Source organism: Kangsaoukella pontilimi (genome assembly GCF_009830125.1).
Classification (GTDB): domain Bacteria; phylum Pseudomonadota; class Alphaproteobacteria; order Rhodobacterales; family Rhodobacteraceae; genus Kangsaoukella; species Kangsaoukella pontilimi.
The window spans coordinates 510,291-525,275 of sequence record NZ_WUPT01000001.1 but is presented as its reverse complement, the minus strand read 5'-3'; the positions used below and the strand labels follow the sequence as shown (position 1 = coordinate 525,275).

Sequence of the window (14,985 nt, the reverse complement as noted above, 5' to 3'; positions counted from 1 at the left end):
CCCGCGCCCGTTCCCTCAGCACTGTCTGAAGCGCTTAGTTCAGCGCTTCATCCGTGATGTCGTGGGTCCAGGCACCCTCCGGCACTGCCGTGATGACCGGGTCCGAACCGCCGGCGAGCAGCGTGTTGACCGTACGCTCGAAGTCCGCTGGGTCGAGCGTTCCGTTGGAGCCCGCCGTCAGCTTGGCGATCTCGCCCATCATGCGCTTCTGGTGGGCCTCGGTCTGAGCACCGGTCTCGTCATAGTCGAGAACGATCTCGGCTGCCTCTTCCGGGTTCGCCTCGGCGTCCTTCCAGCCCTTCATCGAGGCGCGGACGAACTTGACCATCTTTTCCTTGAAGGCCGGGTCGGCGAGGTTCTCTTCCAGCACATACATGCCGTCTTCCAGCGTCGCGACGCCCTGATCCTCATATTTGAAGGTCACGAGCTCGTCTTCCGACACGCCCGCATCCAGAACCTGACCGTATTCGTTGTAGGTCATGGTCGAGATGCAGTCGGCCTGACGCTGCAACAGAGGATCCACGTTGAAGCCCTGCTTCAGGATCGTGACACCGTCCTCGCCGCCATCGGTCGAGATGCCTTCCTGGCTCATCCAGCTCAGGAACGGGTATTCGTTGCCGAAGAACCAGACGCCGATGGTCTTGCCCTTGAAGTCCTCGGGGCTGGTGATGCCGGTGTCCTTCCAGCAGGTCAGCATCAGGCCCGACGACTTGAAGGGCTGGGCGATGTTGACCACCGGCAGGCCCTTTTCGCGGGCGGCCAGCGCCGACGGCATCCAGTTCAGCATGACGTCCGCGCCACCGCCGGCCAGAACCTGCGGCGGGGCGATGTCGGGACCGCCGGGAAGGATGGTCACGTCGAGACCTTCTTCCTCGTAATAGCCCTTTTCCAGCGCCACGTAGTAGCCCGCGAACTGGGCCTGCGTGACCCACTGAAGCTGAAGGCGAACCTCTTCCAGGTGGCCTCCGGCCATGGCGCTGCCTGCGCCCATGGTGAGCGCAAGCGCGCTCCCGATCAAAGTCTTGTGCATGAGTTCTACTCCCCTTTGTTTTGACTTTGTTGTCTTGTTCATTTCATTGCCGCTGCGACGGGTGCCAGAAGGTCAGACGATTTTCGATCAGCGTCAGCGCGCCATACAGAAGCGACCCCGCAATCGCCGCAACAACGATCACCGACCAGACCATATCCAGCGCCAGTTGCCCTAGCGAGGCATTGATCCGGAAACCGAGCCCTACCGTGGGTGACCCGAAGAATTCGGCCACGATCGCGCCAATGAGCGCGAGCGTTGCCGAAATCTTCAGCCCGTTGAAAATGAAAGGCAAGGCCGCCGGAAGTCGCAACCTGTGCAGGGTCTGCCAGTAACTGGCCGAATAGGTCCGCATCAGATCGCGCTGCATCTGGGTCGTGTCGGCAAGGCCCGCCACGATGTTCACCAGCATCGGGAAGAACACCATGACCACGACGACCGCCGCTTTCGACTGCCAGTCGAACCCGAACCACATGACAAGGATCGGCGCGGTCCCGACGATGGGTAGCGCCGCCATGAAGTTGCCCACCGGCAAGAGGCCACGGCGGAAGAAGTCGTAGCGGTCGACCAGGATGGCGACGCCAAGCGCGAAAAGGCAGCCGATGACGTAGCCGGACAAGGCACCTTTGAGGATCGTCTGCACGAAATCCGCCCAGAGTGTCGGCAGGTTTCCGGCGAAGGTCGCCGCGATCGCGCTTGGCGGCGGCAGGATCACCGGAGGCACGCCAAGGGCGCGGACGACCGCCTCCCAGCCGATAAGGACGACTGCACCCAGAGCGAGCGGCGCGACCGTGAAAGCGGCCCTTGGCATTCCGTCCCATCGCGAAAGGGCGTCGATCAGATGCCAGCCAAGGAAGGCCAGAAGCGCGAGCCAGACCACGATACCGGCCCCCACCGCCTCGGCAGCAAATAGACCCAGAACGGCAAGCGCCACGAATGCTCCGAGGTAGATCGCCAGCGCCCTGCCCGGCCCGAGTGCGACGGTGAGCCGGGTCATGTCGGCGCTCCCATGGCGCGAAGTGTCCGCCGCTCGATCCAGCCGATCAGCCAGACGAGGCCCGCTGCCAGCACGGCGGCTGCGAAAAGCGCGGCCCAGATCTGTTCGGTCTGACCGTAATAGCTGCCGCCCAGCATCCGCGCGCCAAGCCCGCCCCGCTGGACCGGCAATTCGCCCACGATGGCGCCCACAAGCGAGGCCGCGATCCCGATCTTGAGCGAGGCGAAGAGGTACGGGACAGACGATGGAAGCCGGAGCCGCCAGAACTGTTGGGCGGGCGTGGCATTGTAGGTATGGAGCAGGTCCATCTGCATCTGGTCGGGCGACCGCAGCCCCTTCACCATGCCCACGACCACCGGGAAAAAGGACAGGTAAGCCGAGATCACCGCCTTGGCGACAAGCCCGGATAAGCCCACGGAATAAAGCACCACGATGATCATCGGCGCCAGCGCCACGATGGGGATCGTCTGGCTGATGATGGCCCAGGGCATGACCGACAGGTCCATGACGCGGCTGTAGACGATACCGACCGCCAGCGCGACGCCGAGCGCCGCCCCGATGAGGAAGCCCACCACGGTCGCCCCCAGCGTGACGCCACCGTGATAAATGAGCGAGCGATTGGACAGCGTCCCCGACCGCACGATGCCGCGCCGCCCGTTGACCTCCTCGTCCCAAGTCGAGGCCCAGAGTTCCTGCGCCACCTGATGCGGGGCAGGAAGCCGGGCGCGCTCCATCGACCAGCTCGGCCCGATCAGGTCGAAATTGTTGAAGACCAGCCCCCAACGGCCCGCATCCCGCCGCTCGGCAGCCGATGGCGGCACAATTTCGGCGCCCGCGCGCTCCTGCTGGGTCAGGACTTCCTTGATGTTCATCGGAACGACTGCGACGTACCAGATCGCAAGGATCGCGATAACGACAGTGACAACGGGCAAAAGGCCACCCGACAACGCACGCGCAACCCATGATGCGCGCGCCGTGCGGCCGATGCCGCCCCCTGCTCCGCTGACCGGCGTGTCCGTCACAATTCGTCCCCATGCCCCGCTCGGAGGCCATCCCGCACACGATGCGCCACCTCGATGAACTCGGGCGTGTCACGGATATCGAGCGGGCGCTCCTTCGGCAGCGGGCTTTCGATCACGTCGGTGATCCGGCCCGGTCGCGGGCTCATCACGACGATCTTGGTCGAGAGGTAGACCGCCTCGGGGATCGAATGCGTGACGAAGCCGATGGTCTTGCCGGTCCGCGCCCAGAGGCTGAGCAATTCCTCGTTCAGACGGTCGCGCACGATCTCGTCTAGCGCCCCGAAAGGCTCATCCATCAGGAGGATATCCGCGTCGAAAGCCAGCGCCCGCGCGATCGAGGCACGCTGCTGCATCCCTCCCGACAACTGCCAGGGGTACTTCTTTCCGAACCCGGACAATTCAACGAGTTCCAGGACGTTCTTCACCCTCTCGTCCATCTCGGACTTCGAGTAGCCCATTATCTCCAAGGGCAGACGGATGTTCCCCGCAATCGTCCGCCACGGGTACAGCCCAGCCGCCTGGAACACATAGCCATAGGCGCGCGCCCGCCGCGCCTCGTCCGGCGTCATGCCGTTGACGCTGAGCGTGCCGCCGGTCGGATGCTCCAGCGCCGCGATGGCGCGCAGGAAAGTGGTCTTCCCGCAACCCGACGGCCCGATGAAGGACACGAACTCCCCCCGTTCGACGGTGAGATTCACGTCCTTCAGCGCGTGGACAGGGCCGTCATTCGTCTGGAACGTCAGAGAGACATTGTCCGCCCCAATGACCACATCCGCCGGTCCCGGCGCTTGTATTGCGGCAGCTTCACTCAAAGCTCTTCACCTTCTTCGTCAGGAGGGGAAACATGTCGTCCAGTTTTTCTTCCTGCCACTTCACCCCCACCGGTTCACTTGGATGTGAAAGATCGTCGGACGGGAAGAGATCACCCGTCTTCTCCTCGTAGATCTCCAGATGGACATAGGCGAATTCCTCGAACATCGCGTAATCCGACTGGATATGGTCTGCTAGGCTTTCCGGACTCGCCAGCGCCGCCTCGTAGACGGCCCGCCCCTGCGCAATCAGCCACGACCTGAAATCCATGAACCCGTCATCAGAACAGCCGCCATTGATGATATAGGCCGCGCCCCAGAGGTCCCAGCGATAGGCGGCGGAAGAGGCGGCATGGAAATCACGGTCATAGGCCACAAGCTGTTCGATCGAGAGCTTTTCGAGCACTTCGGTCAGAGCCTCGATCTGGCGGTCCTCGTCGTCGTCGACGGTGGCGTCGATGATACTCCAGAAGCGGTCGCTAAGCGTCTTGACCATCAAACACCCGTTGCCGGTATGCCCGTCCGCTCGACCGGGCGCGGCGCCGTCAGTTCCTTCCACGACGAGAGCGCCTTGTTGACCGGGTTGTTGGCCTCGCGCTTGACGAATTCGCCATGGCCCTCCTGCGTGCGGATATCGCCGTCATGGACGGCCAAATGGCCACGGTTCAGGGTGAAGCGCGGCAGGCCCTTCACCTGCTTGCCCTCGAAGACGTTGTAGTCGATTGCCGATTGCTGGGTCTTGGCGCTGATCGTCTTGGTCTTTTCCGGGTCCCAGACCACGATATCGGCATCCGCGCCGACCAGGATCGCGCCCTTCTTCGGATAGCAGTTGAGAATCTTCGCGATATTGGTCGAGGTCACAGCCACGAATTCGTTTGGCGTCAGACGGCCCGTGTTCACCCCATGGGTCCAGAGCATCGGCATCCGGTCTTCCAGACCGCCGGTGCCGTTGGGGATCTTGGTGAAGTCCCCCACCCCGAAGCGCTTCTGCTCGGTGGTAAAGGCGCAGTGGTCGGTCGCGACAACGGACAGTGACCCCGACTGGAGCCCTGCCCAGAGACTGTCCTGATGCTGCTTGTTCCGAAAGGGCGGCGACATCACGCGGCGCGCTGCATGGTCCCAGTCCTTGTTGAAATACTCGGTCTCATCCAGCGTCAGGTGCTGGATCAAAGGCTCACCCCAGACGCGCTTGCCCTGCTGCTTGGCGCGCCGGATCGCCTCATGCGCCTCTTCGCAAGAGGTATGCACGACGTACAGCGGCACGCCCGCCATATCAGCGATCATGATGGCTCGATTGGTGGCCTCGCCCTCGACCTGAGAGGGCCGCGAATAGGCATGCGCCTCGGGGCCCGTGTTCCCCTCGGCCAGAAGCTTCGCGGACAGCTCGGCCACCACATCGCCGTTCTCGGCATGGACCATGGCGATACCGCCCAGTTCGGCCAGACGCTGGAACGACGCGTAAAGCTCGTCGTCATTGACCATCAGCGCGCCCTTGTAGGCCATGAAATGCTTGAAGGTGGTGATGCCTTCCTGCTCGATCACTGTCTTCATCTCGTCGAAGACCTGCTCGCCCCACCAGGTCACGGCCATGTGGTAGGAATAGTCGCAATTGGCCCGCGTGGACTTGTTGTGCCACATCTGCTTGGCATCGAGCAGACCCTGACCGGGTGACGGCAGAACGAAGTCTACGACCATGGTGGTGCCGCCCGACAGCGCGGCGCGCGTTCCCGACTCGAAGTCATCAGAGGAATAGGTGCCCATGAACGGCATTTCGAGATGCGTATGAGGGTCGATTCCGCCCGGCATCACGTAGCAACCGGTCGCATCCAGCTCTCGATCGCCCTTCAGGCCCTTGCCGATCTGGACGATCACGCCGTCCTCGATCAACACGTCCGCCTCGTAACTCAGATCGGCGGTCACCACGGTGCCGTTCTTGATGACTGTGCTCATATCGCTCCCCTTTGTCTCATTATCGGCCCCTAAATATCCCGGGGGTTTGGGGGCAGCGCCCCCAACACCAATTCCTTTTGAAGGAATTGGCCAAAACTCTTTTCAAGAGTTTTGCTCATTCCACGATCTCCGCGGTCTCCACGACCGCGTGGAACAGGACATCCGCTCCCGCGGCCGCCCACTCCTTGCTGATCTCTTCCGCCTCGTTGTGGCTCAGACCATCGACGCAGGGGCACATGACCATGGCGGTCGGCGCCACGTCGTTAATCCAGCAGGCGTCGTGGCCCGCGCCCGAGACGATGTCCATATGGCTGTAGCCCAGCCGCTCGGCCGCATTCCGGACCGCCGCTACGCAGCCCTCGTCGAAGGCGGGCGGGTCGAACTGGCCGACGATCTCGCATGCGAATTCGACACCGATCTCCTCACAGAGCGCGGGCGCGCGCTCCATGAATTCCGCGACCATGCCATTCAGCTTGTCGAGCAGGTGTGTCCGCATGTCGACGGTGAAGACCACCTTGCCCGGAATGATGTTGCGGCTGTTGGGATAGACGTCGATATGGCCAATGGCCCCCACGGCATTCGGCTGGTTCTTCATCGCGATCTCGTGGACCAGCTCGGTCACCAGAGCCAGCCCACGCCCTGCGTTCTTCCGCATATGCATGGGCGTCGAGCCGGTATGGCTCTCCTTGCCCGTCACCGTGCATTCGATCCAGCGCAGGCCCTGACCGTGAGTGACGACCCCGATCTCCTTGCCCTCGGCCTCCAGGATCGGGCCCTGTTCGATGTGCAGCTCGAAAAAGGCGTGCATGTCTCGCGCGCCGACCTTTTCCTCGCCCTTCCAGCCGATCCGCTCCAGCTCGTCGCCAAAGCGTTTGCCCTTGGCGTCGACCCGGTCATAGGCCCAGTCCAGCCCGTGCTTGCCCGCGAAAACGCCCGAGGCCAGCATGGCGGGCGCGAACCGCGTGCCCTCTTCGTTCGTCCAGTTGGTGACGACGATGGGATGCTTCGTGCGGATATCCAGATCGTTCAACGTGCGGATCACCTCCAACCCGCCGAGGACGCCCAGAACTCCGTCATACTTGCCGCCCGTGGGCTGAGTATCGAGGTGACTGCCCACATAGACCGGAAGCGCGTCGGGGTCCGTCCCCTCGCGTCGCATGAACATGTTGCCCATCTCGTCGACGCCCATGGTCAGGCCGGCCTCTTCGCACCATTTCCGGAACAGCGCGCGGCCCTCGGCATCCTCGTCGGTCAACGTCTGGCGGTTGTTCCCGCCCGCGACGCCCGGCCCGATCTTGGCCATTTCCATCAGGCTGTCCCAAAGCCGGTCGCCATCGATCTTCATGTTGGCGGCAGGTGCGGCCATGTCTCTCCCCCGTGTTGGTCCTAGTGTACGCGTTTCAGCACGTCCGACAGCGTGCCGACCAGCTGGTCGATATGCGCCTTCTCGATGATCAGCGGCGGCGACATCGCGATGATGTCCCCGGTCGTGCGGATCAGGATGCCTTTCTCGTAAGCATCCAGGAAGGCCGAGAAGGCGCGCTTGGTCGGCTCGCCCGCGATGGGCTCAAGCTCGATCGCGCCGATCAGCCCGAGGTTCCTGACGTCGATCACATGGGGATGGTCGGCGAGCGAATGTACGGCGTCGCCCCAGTATTCCTCCATCTCCAGCGCCCGCTCGAACAGCCCCTCTTCCTTGTAGGTCTCAAGCGTCGCCAGACCGGCTGCGGCAGCGATGGGCGTGCCGGAATAGGTGTAGCCGTGGAAGAACTCGATCACGTGCTCGGGACCTTCCATGAAGGCGTCGTGAATGGCCGAGGTGGCCAGAACCGCGCCCATCGGAATGACACCCGAGGTCAGGCCCTTGGCGCAGGTGATAAGGTCGGGCATCACGCCAAAGCGTTGCGCGGCGAAGGGCGCCCCCATGCGGCCAAAGCCGGTGATGACCTCGTCGAAGATCAGCAGAATGCCATGACGATCGCAGATCGCGCGCAGCCGCTCCAGATACCCTTTGGGCGGCAGGATCACGCCCGCAGACCCCGCCACCGGTTCGACGATGCAGGCCGCGATGGTCTCGCCGCCATAGATGGCCGCCTGACGCTCCAGCTCGTCGGCAAGGTCCGCGCCGTGCTCGGGCTGACCGCGCGAAAAGGCGTTTTCCTTAAGATGGGTGGCCGGGATATGCGTGACGTTCGGCAAGGACGGGAACATCCGCTTGTTGTTCGTGATGCCCCCCACCGAAATCCCGCCGAAATTGACGCCGTGATAGCCCTTTTCCCGGCCGACCAGCCGGGTCCGGTGCCCCTCGCCCCGCGCGCGGTGATAGGCCAGCGCGATTTTCAGCGCGGTCTCGACGCTTTCCGAGCCCGAGTTGGTGAAGAAGACATGTTCCATGCCCTCGGGCGCGATGTCGCGCAGAGCGCTTGCCAGCTCGAATGCGCGCGGGTGGCCCATCTGAAAGGCCGGCGCATAGTCGAGCTCGGCCGCCTGCTTCTGGATCGCCTCGGTGATCTTGGGGCGGCAGTGGCCCGCGTTGCAGCACCAGAGACCCGCCGTCCCGTCCAGCACCTCGCGGCCGTCGGCGGTTGTGTAATGCATGTCCTTGGCGCCCACGAACATGCGGGGCGCTTTCTTGAACTGCCGGTTCGCCGTGAAGGGCATCCAGAACGCGGACAGGTCGTTTGGCACTTTGGGACGGTCGAGAGCCATTTTCATACCTCTGGGAGAAGGCCTCAAATTGTTTGACCAAATGGTCAGGATCACGCTAGCAGAGCGTATAGGGCAGTCAAGCACCGGAACCGGGAAACGCCCGTCTGCTTGGCAAATGCTCAAAACTTGCGCGCGTCATCTTGCGCCGCATGAAATGTGAAACAAGGAAAAAAGTTTGAACGTCGAACGCCCCCGGACCCGCATTCAGAAGAAGAACCGCGAGGCGATTCTGGACGGGGCGTTGGGCGTGTTCTCGACCGAAGGCTTCCGGGGCGCGACGCTGGACCAGATCGCGGATGCGGCCGGGCTGTCGAAGCCGAACGTGCTTTATTATTTCGCGTCGAAGGAAGAGATCTACACGCAGCTTCTGTCGACGCTTCTGGACACTTGGCTCGACCCCATGCGCGAGATCGACGCGTCGGGCGACCCGGTTGAAGAACTTTTGTCCTACGTCATGCGCAAACTTCAGATGAGCCGGGAGTTTCCGCGCGAAAGCCGGCTTTTCGCAAACGAGATCGTGCAGGGCGCGCCGCGCATTCTGGACCAGATCAAGGGGCCGCTCCGGGACCTCGTCGACGAGACCGCCGGGATCATCCGAGCGTGGGAGCGCGCGGGGAGACTGGCCCCTGTCGACCCACATCACCTGATTTTTTCGATCTGGGCGACGACCCAGCATTACGCCGATTTCGACGCTCAGGTGCGGGGCATCCTTGCGCCCGAGGACAGCGAGCATCTGGACCAGGCGGCTGCCTTCCTGTCCGATTTCTACCGCCGCGCCCTGACGCCCGGCGGCGTTAACCCGATCTAAGGATTCGAGGTCTAAACCGGAAAGATGGTGGGGGCGCGATTCGGGGAATCGGGCCATGTTATCGCCAGTTTCCGTACCAACGGCGCCCGTCAAACCTGTCGGCGCCGAAGCCGCGTCGGCACCCAGCCAGACGCAGCAACCTCCAGCCGCCGCCACGACCGGCGAGGCGGGACCGGCCAACCTGCGCGCAGAGACCCTGCGCGCGGTCGATGCCGTCAAACAGTCCACCCTGCCGCCGAAACTGCGCGAGGGCGAGACGAACGAGGGTCGGCAAAAGGCAAGAGATCTCCCTGCGGGCCCACCGCCCGCCTTCAAGGAGACCCTTCTTGAACAGCAGGCAAGGACGGCACTGGAACCGCCTGATCTTCTGAGCGAAATCGTCTCGGGCGAAGCGGCGGAGGCGTCGGAAGACAGCGCCGCAACCGAGTCATCTGAAACGGCAGGCGGCGGTACCGACGAGGCGCAGGCGCCTGAGGCTGCGCGTGCCGAGGCGGGATTTGCGGAATCGCGGCGCCTCTCCGAACCTGCAGCACCCGGCACCTCGGTCGACGTGCGAAGCTGAACCGCCAGGCAGCCTAATGCGCGGCGCGGATATCCTCGATGGCACGCGCCGCGTCAGAACGCGTCATTTCCGACTTGTGCGACAGCAATGCCTCGAGCGCGGGCAGAACGTCCTTTCGGCCGGACAGCGATAGCAGCATGCAGGCATGCGCCCGGACATGGGCGCTCTTGTCCTGCAAGGCGGCCACGGCAAGTGTCACGGCATCGGGATGGGACTTGGCAAAGGACATGGCCGCAAAGACAAGCGCCGCCCGCGCTCTCCATCCGCGAAGTTCGGAATAGATGTCGAGCGCGTCGGGAAAGATGCGGTCCCCGAGAGCATAAACCTCTTCCTGAACGGGTTCGATCTCTGCCCAGGTCGGCTTGTCGAGCGCGCGCAGTGTGGCGCGCACCCGCTCGCTCATTCCGCCGCTTTGGCCGAGGGGTTATTCGGATGCGTGGTCCAGTTGGCGTAGTCCGCCTCGACCACCTTGCCCGTCCGCGCATCGACCTCACCCGGGGCCAGACGCTCCATCGTGATGCAATCCTCGACCGGGCAGACATCGACGCAGAGGTTGCATGCGACGCATTCCTCGTCGATCACCTCGAAGACCCGGCCCGGTTTCATCGCGATGGCCTGATGCGAGGTATCCTCGCAGGCGGCGTAGCAACGACCGCATTTGATGCAGGCGTCCTGGTCGATCCGCGCCTTCGTCACGTAGTTCAGGTTCAGGTACTGCCAGTCGGTGACATTCGGAACCGCGCGGCCCGTGACCTGATCAATGGACGTATACCCCTTCTCGTCCATCCAGTCGGACAGGCCCGCCGTCAGTTCCTTGATGATGCCGAACCCATAGACCATCGCCGCCGTGCAGACCTGAACCGACCCCGCGCCGAGCGACAGGAATTCCGCCGCATCGCGCCACGTGGTCACGCCGCCGATACCGCTGATCGGCAGACCGGCGGTCTCGGGGTCGCGGGCAATCTCGGCCACCATGTTCAGCGCGATGGGCTTGACCGCAGGGCCGCAATAGCCGCCATGGCTGCCCTTCCCGTCGATCGAGGGCTCGGGGCTCATCGTGTCGAGATTGACGCTGGTGATCGACGAGATCGTGTTGATCAGGCTGACCCCATCCGCGCCACCCGCGTGAGCGGCCCGCGCGGGGTAACGGATGTCGGTGATATTGGGGGTCAGCTTCACGAGGACCGGCAGGTGAGTGTTCGCCTTGCACCACTCGGTCACCATCTGGATGTATTCCGGCACCTGGCCCACAGCGGCCCCCATGCCGCGCTCGCTCATCCCGTGGGGGCAGCCGAAGTTCAGCTCGATCCCGTCGCAGCCGGTATCCTCGACCTTGGGCAGGATTTCCTTCCACGCCCATTCCTCGCAAGGCACCATGAGCGAAACGATCACGGCGCGGTCCGGATAGTCGGCCTTGACCCGCTTGATTTCTTCCAGGTTTGTCTCCAGCGGGCGGTCGGTGATCAGCTCGATATTGTTGATGCCAAGCACACGCCTGTCGGCACCGTAGACAACGCCATAGCGCGGCCCGTTGACGTTCACGATGTGCGGGTCCAGACCGAGCGTCTTCCAGACGACCCCGCCCCACCCTGCCTCGAAGGCACGGCGGACATTGTATTCCTTGTCGGTCGGCGGCGCGGAGGCCAGCCAGAAGGGGTTCGGGCTCTTGATGCCGACGAAATTCGTGGAAAGGTCTGCCATCTCGATGTCCTCCGTCAGCCCATCAGGGCCGTGTGAATGTCTTCCGCCGCGTCGCGTCCTTCGGCCACTGCCGTCACGGTCAGGTCGTCGCCGCCGGATGCACAGTCGCCGCCCGCCCAGACCTTGTCGCGGGTGGTGCGCCCCGCGCCAGTCACGGCGATCTTGTTGCCGTCAAGCGTCAGCCCGTTCGGCGCGCCGTCCAGCGTCTGACCGATGGCCTTGAAGACCTGATCGGCGGCAATGCGGAAGGTTTCGCCAGTGGGTTCCAACCCGTTCGCGCCGTCGCGCGTGTATTCGAATTCGATCTCCGCGGCCGATCCGTTGCCATGAACCGTTTTCGGCTGGGCGTTGAAGATCAGCCGGACGCCCTTGGACGCGGCAAGGTCCTGTTCGAACCGGCTTGCCGACATGCGGTCGCGGCCACGGCGATAGGCGATGGTGACGTTTTCGGCGCCCAGAAGCTTGGATTGCACGGCGGCATCGACGGCGGTCATACCGCCGCCGATGACCACCACGTTGCGCCCGACCGGGAGGGAGGAGAGGTCGCTCGTCTGGCGCAACTCGGCAATGAAATCGACCGCATCAGCGACGCCGCCTTTGTCCTCGCCTTCGGCCCGGAGCGCGTTGACGCCCTGAAGACCGATCCCGAGGAACACCGCGTCGTATTCATCCATCAGCGCATCCAGGCTTAGATCGGACCCAAGCGCCTTGCCCGTCTCGACGGTGATTCCGCCGATTTTCAGCAGCCAGTCCACCTCGGCCTGGGCGAACCCGCCGACCGTTTTGTAGGTGGCGATCCCGAATTCGTTCAGACCGCCGGGCTTGGGCCGTGCGTCGAAAATCACGACGTCATGGCCCTTCATCGCCAGCCGGTGCGCACAGGCAAGTCCTGCTGGCCCTGCCCCCACCACGGCCACGCGTTTTCCGGTTGCTTCGCCCCGCTCATAGGGGTGTTGGCCCCGTGCCATCAGGGCGTCGGTGGCATAGCGCTGAAGACGGCCGATCTCGACCGGTTTGCCCTCGGCGGCTTCGCGCACGCAGGCCTCTTCGCAGAGTGTCTCGGTGGGACAGACCCGTGCGCACATGCCGCCCAGAATGTTCTGGTCGAAGATCGTCTTGGCCGCGCCTTCCGGGTGGCCGGCCTGGATCTGACGGATGAAAAGCGGGATGTCGATCGAGGTGGGACATGCCGTGATGCAGGGCGCATCGTAGCAGAAATAGCAGCGGTCCGCGGCCACCATGGCCTCGTGATCGTCATAGGCCGGATGCAGATCGCTGAAGTTCCGCGCCACCTCTTCTGCGTCCAGTCTGGCCGGGGCGATCCCCGGGGTCTGCGGTGAGTTCGACATTGAGGGCTCCCTGTCTCTCGCTTGGGAATCAGACTGCCACAGTCCAAAATTTTATCAACTGGTAAATTTTCAGCAGAAGTGAAACGCCGTAAATTCAGGCGCTTTCCCTTGACGCAGGGTCTGAGTATAACCATGCGGCAATCAACGCGGACGAGCCAACGTCCGGGCGAGCCGAGAGGGATAGGAATGGCGAACAAGACCCATGACGCAGATGTAGAGTTCATCCGCGCACTGGCCGAGCTGCTTCGGGAAAACGACCTGAGCGAACTGCAGGTCAAGCGCGACTACGCCGATGAGAGCAGCCTGAACGTCCGTGTCAGCCGGATGTCTTCGGTGCAGGCGCAGGTCTCGGTTCCGGTCGCGCCGGCGGCACCCGCCGCGCCGGCAGCACCGGCCGCCCCCGCCGCACCGGCCCCGAAGGCCGAGAGCGCGCCCGAGGATCCCGCGTCGCATCCGGGCGCAGTAACTTCGCCCATGGTCGGCACAGCGTATCTTGCGCCGGAACCCGGCGCCGACGACTTCGTGAAAGTGGGCGACAAGGTCAGCGAGGGGCAGACGCTTCTGATCGTCGAAGCCATGAAGACCATGAACCAGATCCCGGCTCCCAAGGGAGGGACTGTCAAGCGCATCCTGATCGAGGATGGCGCTCCGGTGGAGTTCGGCGCGCCCCTGATGATCGTCGAGTGAGGCGGGCATGTTCGACAAGATCCTGATCGCCAACCGAGGCGAAATCGCCCTCCGCGTGATCCGCGCCTGTCGCGAGATGGGCATCAAATCGGTGGCCGTGCATTCGACGGCGGATGCCGACGCGATGCATGTCCGCATGGCCGACGAATCCGTCTGCATCGGCCCGCCGCCGGGAACTCAGAGCTATCTGTCGATGCCCGCGATCATCTCGGCCTGTGAGATCACGGGCGCGCAAGCGATCCATCCGGGCTATGGCTTCCTGTCGGAAAACGCGGCCTTCGTGCAGATCGTCGAAGATCACCAGATCACCTTCATCGGCCCCTCGGCCGAACATATCCGAATCATGGGCGACAAGATCACGGCCAAGGAAACCGCCAAGTCGCTTGGCATTCCGGTCGTCCCCGGCTCGGACGGCGGCGTGCCCGATCTGGCCACGGCCAAGGCCATCGGCGAGGAATTCGGCTATCCCGTCATCGTCAAGGCAACGGCGGGCGGCGGCGGGCGCGGCATGAAGCTGGCCCGCTCGGCGGCCGAGATGGAAACCGCGTTCAAGACCGCACGTTCCGAGGCCAAGGCCGCTTTCGGCAATGACGAGGTCTATATCGAAAAGTACCTCACCAAGCCGCGCCATATCGAGATCCAGGTCTTTGGCGACGGCAAGGGTAACGCGGTGCATCTGGGCGAGCGGGACTGTTCGCTCCAGCGCCGTCACCAGAAGGTCTTCGAAGAGGCCCCCGGCCCCGTCATCACCCCCGAAGAGCGCGCACGTATCGGCAAGATCTGCGCCGATGCCGTGGCCAATCTGGGCTACAGCGGCGCGGGCACCATCGAATTCCTCTATGAGGACGGCGAGTTCTACTTCATCGAGATGAACACCCGCCTTCAGGTGGAGCACCCCGTCACCGAGGCCATTTTCGGCATCGACCTCGTGCGCGAGCAAATCCGCGTGGCCTCCGGCCTGCCCCTTTCGGTCCGGCAGGAAGACCTGAAGATCAACGGCCACGCCATCGAGATCCGCATCAACGCCGAGAAACTGCCGAACTTCTCGCCCTCGCCGGGCCGGATTTCGCAGTATCATGCGCCGGGCGGTCTGGGCGTTCGGATGGATTCCGCGATTTATGACGGTTACCGCATTCCGCCCTATTACGACTCGCTGATCGGCAAGCTGATCGTCCACGGCCGCGACCGGCCCGAGGCGCTGGCCCGTCTTTCACGGGCGCTGAGCGAGCTGATCGTGGACGGGATCGACACCACAGTGCCGCTTTTCCACATGCTCCTGCAGGAAGAGGCGGTCCAGACAGGCCAGTACAACATCCACTGGCTGGAAAAATTCCTGGACAAGACACTCGACACGTAGCATCGCG

At 63.6% G+C, this 14,985-nt stretch carries 15 protein-coding genes; 4 read left to right on the top strand and 11 right to left on the bottom strand.

Annotated elements, in window-relative coordinates; all coding sequences use genetic code 11:
- Nucleotides 1-34: 34 nt before the first annotated feature.
- The 8 genes from GQ651_RS02720 to GQ651_RS02685 all read right to left on the bottom strand — a co-directional run bounded on the left by GQ651_RS02720 (nt 35) and on the right by GQ651_RS02685 (nt 8,514).
- Nucleotides 35-1,030 carry an ABC transporter substrate-binding protein gene (locus GQ651_RS02720; RefSeq protein WP_160762675.1) on the bottom strand — a complete coding sequence of 332 codons (996 nt, stop codon included), beginning with the start codon at nt 1,028-1,030 and terminating at the stop codon, nt 35-37.
- A gap of 43 nt (nt 1,031-1,073) precedes the next feature.
- Nucleotides 1,074-2,024, bottom strand: coding sequence for an ABC transporter permease (locus GQ651_RS02715; RefSeq protein ID WP_160762674.1), 951 nt, complete (start codon nt 2,022-2,024; stop codon nt 1,074-1,076).
- Nucleotides 2,021-3,046: an ABC transporter permease gene (locus GQ651_RS02710; RefSeq protein WP_319637297.1), complete on the bottom strand. Its 1,026-nt coding sequence runs from the start codon at nt 3,044-3,046 to the stop codon at nt 2,021-2,023. Before GQ651_RS02710 ends, GQ651_RS02715 begins: the two co-directional genes overlap by 4 nt.
- The gene (locus tag GQ651_RS02705; RefSeq protein ID WP_160763919.1) at nt 3,043-3,840 is read right to left on the bottom strand and encodes an ABC transporter ATP-binding protein; all 798 of its coding nucleotides are present in this window, start codon (nt 3,838-3,840) and stop codon (nt 3,043-3,045) included. The genes GQ651_RS02710 and GQ651_RS02705 overlap by 4 nt, the downstream gene beginning before the upstream one ends.
- A 10-nt stretch (nt 3,841-3,850) precedes the next feature.
- Nucleotides 3,851-4,351 carry a DUF4240 domain-containing protein gene (locus GQ651_RS02700; RefSeq protein ID WP_160762673.1) on the bottom strand — a complete coding sequence of 167 codons (501 nt, stop codon included), beginning with the start codon at nt 4,349-4,351 and terminating at the stop codon, nt 3,851-3,853.
- The gene (gene hydA / locus GQ651_RS02695) at nt 4,351-5,805 is read right to left on the bottom strand and encodes a dihydropyrimidinase (protein WP_160762672.1); all 1,455 of its coding nucleotides are present in this window, start codon (nt 5,803-5,805) and stop codon (nt 4,351-4,353) included. The genes GQ651_RS02700 and hydA overlap by 1 nt, the downstream gene beginning before the upstream one ends.
- 115 nt (nt 5,806-5,920) lie before the next feature.
- Nucleotides 5,921-7,171: a Zn-dependent hydrolase gene (locus tag GQ651_RS02690; RefSeq protein ID WP_160762671.1), complete on the bottom strand. Its 1,251-nt coding sequence runs from the start codon at nt 7,169-7,171 to the stop codon at nt 5,921-5,923.
- Between the two features lie 20 nt (nt 7,172-7,191).
- Entirely contained in the window at nt 7,192-8,514 is a 1,323-nt protein-coding gene (locus tag GQ651_RS02685; protein ID WP_160762670.1) for an aspartate aminotransferase family protein, read from the bottom strand.
- Nucleotides 8,515-8,689: 175 nt separating this feature from the next.
- Here GQ651_RS02685 and GQ651_RS02680 point away from each other — a divergent pair, with 175 nt between their 5' ends.
- Together GQ651_RS02680 and GQ651_RS02675 are read left to right on the top strand one after the other, a co-directional pair.
- Nucleotides 8,690-9,322, top strand: coding sequence for a TetR family transcriptional regulator C-terminal domain-containing protein (locus tag GQ651_RS02680; protein WP_160762669.1), 633 nt, complete (start codon nt 8,690-8,692; stop codon nt 9,320-9,322).
- A 55-nt stretch (nt 9,323-9,377) separates the two neighbouring features.
- A complete protein-coding gene (locus GQ651_RS02675) occupies nt 9,378-9,884 on the top strand; it encodes a hypothetical protein (protein ID WP_160762668.1) in 507 nt (168 codons plus the stop codon).
- 13 nt (nt 9,885-9,897) lie between these two features.
- Here GQ651_RS02675 and GQ651_RS02670 read toward each other — a convergent pair whose 3' ends face one another.
- The 3 genes from GQ651_RS02670 to GQ651_RS02660 are packed head-to-tail and all read right to left on the bottom strand — an operon-like array spanning nt 9,898 to nt 12,934.
- Nucleotides 9,898-10,287, bottom strand: a complete 390-nt coding sequence (locus GQ651_RS02670; RefSeq protein WP_160762667.1) for a HEAT repeat domain-containing protein — start codon at nt 10,285-10,287, stop codon at nt 9,898-9,900.
- Entirely contained in the window at nt 10,284-11,585 is a 1,302-nt protein-coding gene (preA, locus tag GQ651_RS02665; protein ID WP_160762666.1) for an NAD-dependent dihydropyrimidine dehydrogenase subunit PreA, read from the bottom strand. The genes GQ651_RS02670 and preA overlap by 4 nt, the downstream gene beginning before the upstream one ends.
- 14 nt (nt 11,586-11,599) lie before the next feature.
- Nucleotides 11,600-12,934, bottom strand: a complete 1,335-nt coding sequence (locus GQ651_RS02660) for an NAD(P)-dependent oxidoreductase (protein ID WP_160762665.1) — start codon at nt 12,932-12,934, stop codon at nt 11,600-11,602.
- Between the two features lie 186 nt (nt 12,935-13,120).
- Between GQ651_RS02660 and accB the strand changes: the two genes are divergently transcribed.
- The gene (gene accB / locus GQ651_RS02655; RefSeq protein ID WP_160762664.1) at nt 13,121-13,621 is read left to right on the top strand and encodes an acetyl-CoA carboxylase biotin carboxyl carrier protein; all 501 of its coding nucleotides are present in this window, start codon (nt 13,121-13,123) and stop codon (nt 13,619-13,621) included.
- Between the two features lie 7 nt (nt 13,622-13,628).
- Nucleotides 13,629-14,978 (top strand): acetyl-CoA carboxylase biotin carboxylase subunit, encoded by a 1,350-nt coding sequence (gene accC / locus GQ651_RS02650; protein WP_160762663.1) that lies wholly within the window; start codon nt 13,629-13,631, stop codon nt 14,976-14,978.
- The last annotated feature ends 7 nt before the right edge of the window (nt 14,979-14,985 follow it).

Bases quoted from the DNA above. Each gene is read 5' to 3' on its own strand.
- GQ651_RS02720 (WP_160762675.1), bottom strand. From the start codon at position 1,030: ATGCACAAGACTTTGATCGGGAGCGCGCTTGCGCTCACCATGGGCGCA.
- GQ651_RS02715 (WP_160762674.1), bottom strand. From the start codon at position 2,024: ATGACCCGGCTCACCGTCGCACTCGGGCCGGGCAGGGCGCTGGCGATC.
- GQ651_RS02700 (WP_160762673.1), bottom strand. From the start codon at position 4,351: ATGGTCAAGACGCTTAGCGACCGCTTCTGGAGTATCATCGACGCCACC.
- hydA (WP_160762672.1), bottom strand. From the start codon at position 5,805: ATGAGCACAGTCATCAAGAACGGCACCGTGGTGACCGCCGATCTGAGT.
- GQ651_RS02690 (WP_160762671.1), bottom strand. From the start codon at position 7,171: ATGGCCGCACCTGCCGCCAACATGAAGATCGATGGCGACCGGCTTTGG.
- GQ651_RS02685 (WP_160762670.1), bottom strand. From the start codon at position 8,514: ATGGCTCTCGACCGTCCCAAAGTGCCAAACGACCTGTCCGCGTTCTGG.
- GQ651_RS02675 (WP_160762668.1), top strand. From the start codon at position 9,378: ATGTTATCGCCAGTTTCCGTACCAACGGCGCCCGTCAAACCTGTCGGC.
- GQ651_RS02670 (WP_160762667.1), bottom strand. From the start codon at position 10,287: ATGAGCGAGCGGGTGCGCGCCACACTGCGCGCGCTCGACAAGCCGACC.
- preA (WP_160762666.1), bottom strand. From the start codon at position 11,585: ATGGCAGACCTTTCCACGAATTTCGTCGGCATCAAGAGCCCGAACCCC.
- GQ651_RS02660 (WP_160762665.1), bottom strand. From the start codon at position 12,934: ATGTCGAACTCACCGCAGACCCCGGGGATCGCCCCGGCCAGACTGGAC.
- accB (WP_160762664.1), top strand. From the start codon at position 13,121: ATGGCGAACAAGACCCATGACGCAGATGTAGAGTTCATCCGCGCACTG.
- accC (WP_160762663.1), top strand. From the start codon at position 13,629: ATGTTCGACAAGATCCTGATCGCCAACCGAGGCGAAATCGCCCTCCGC.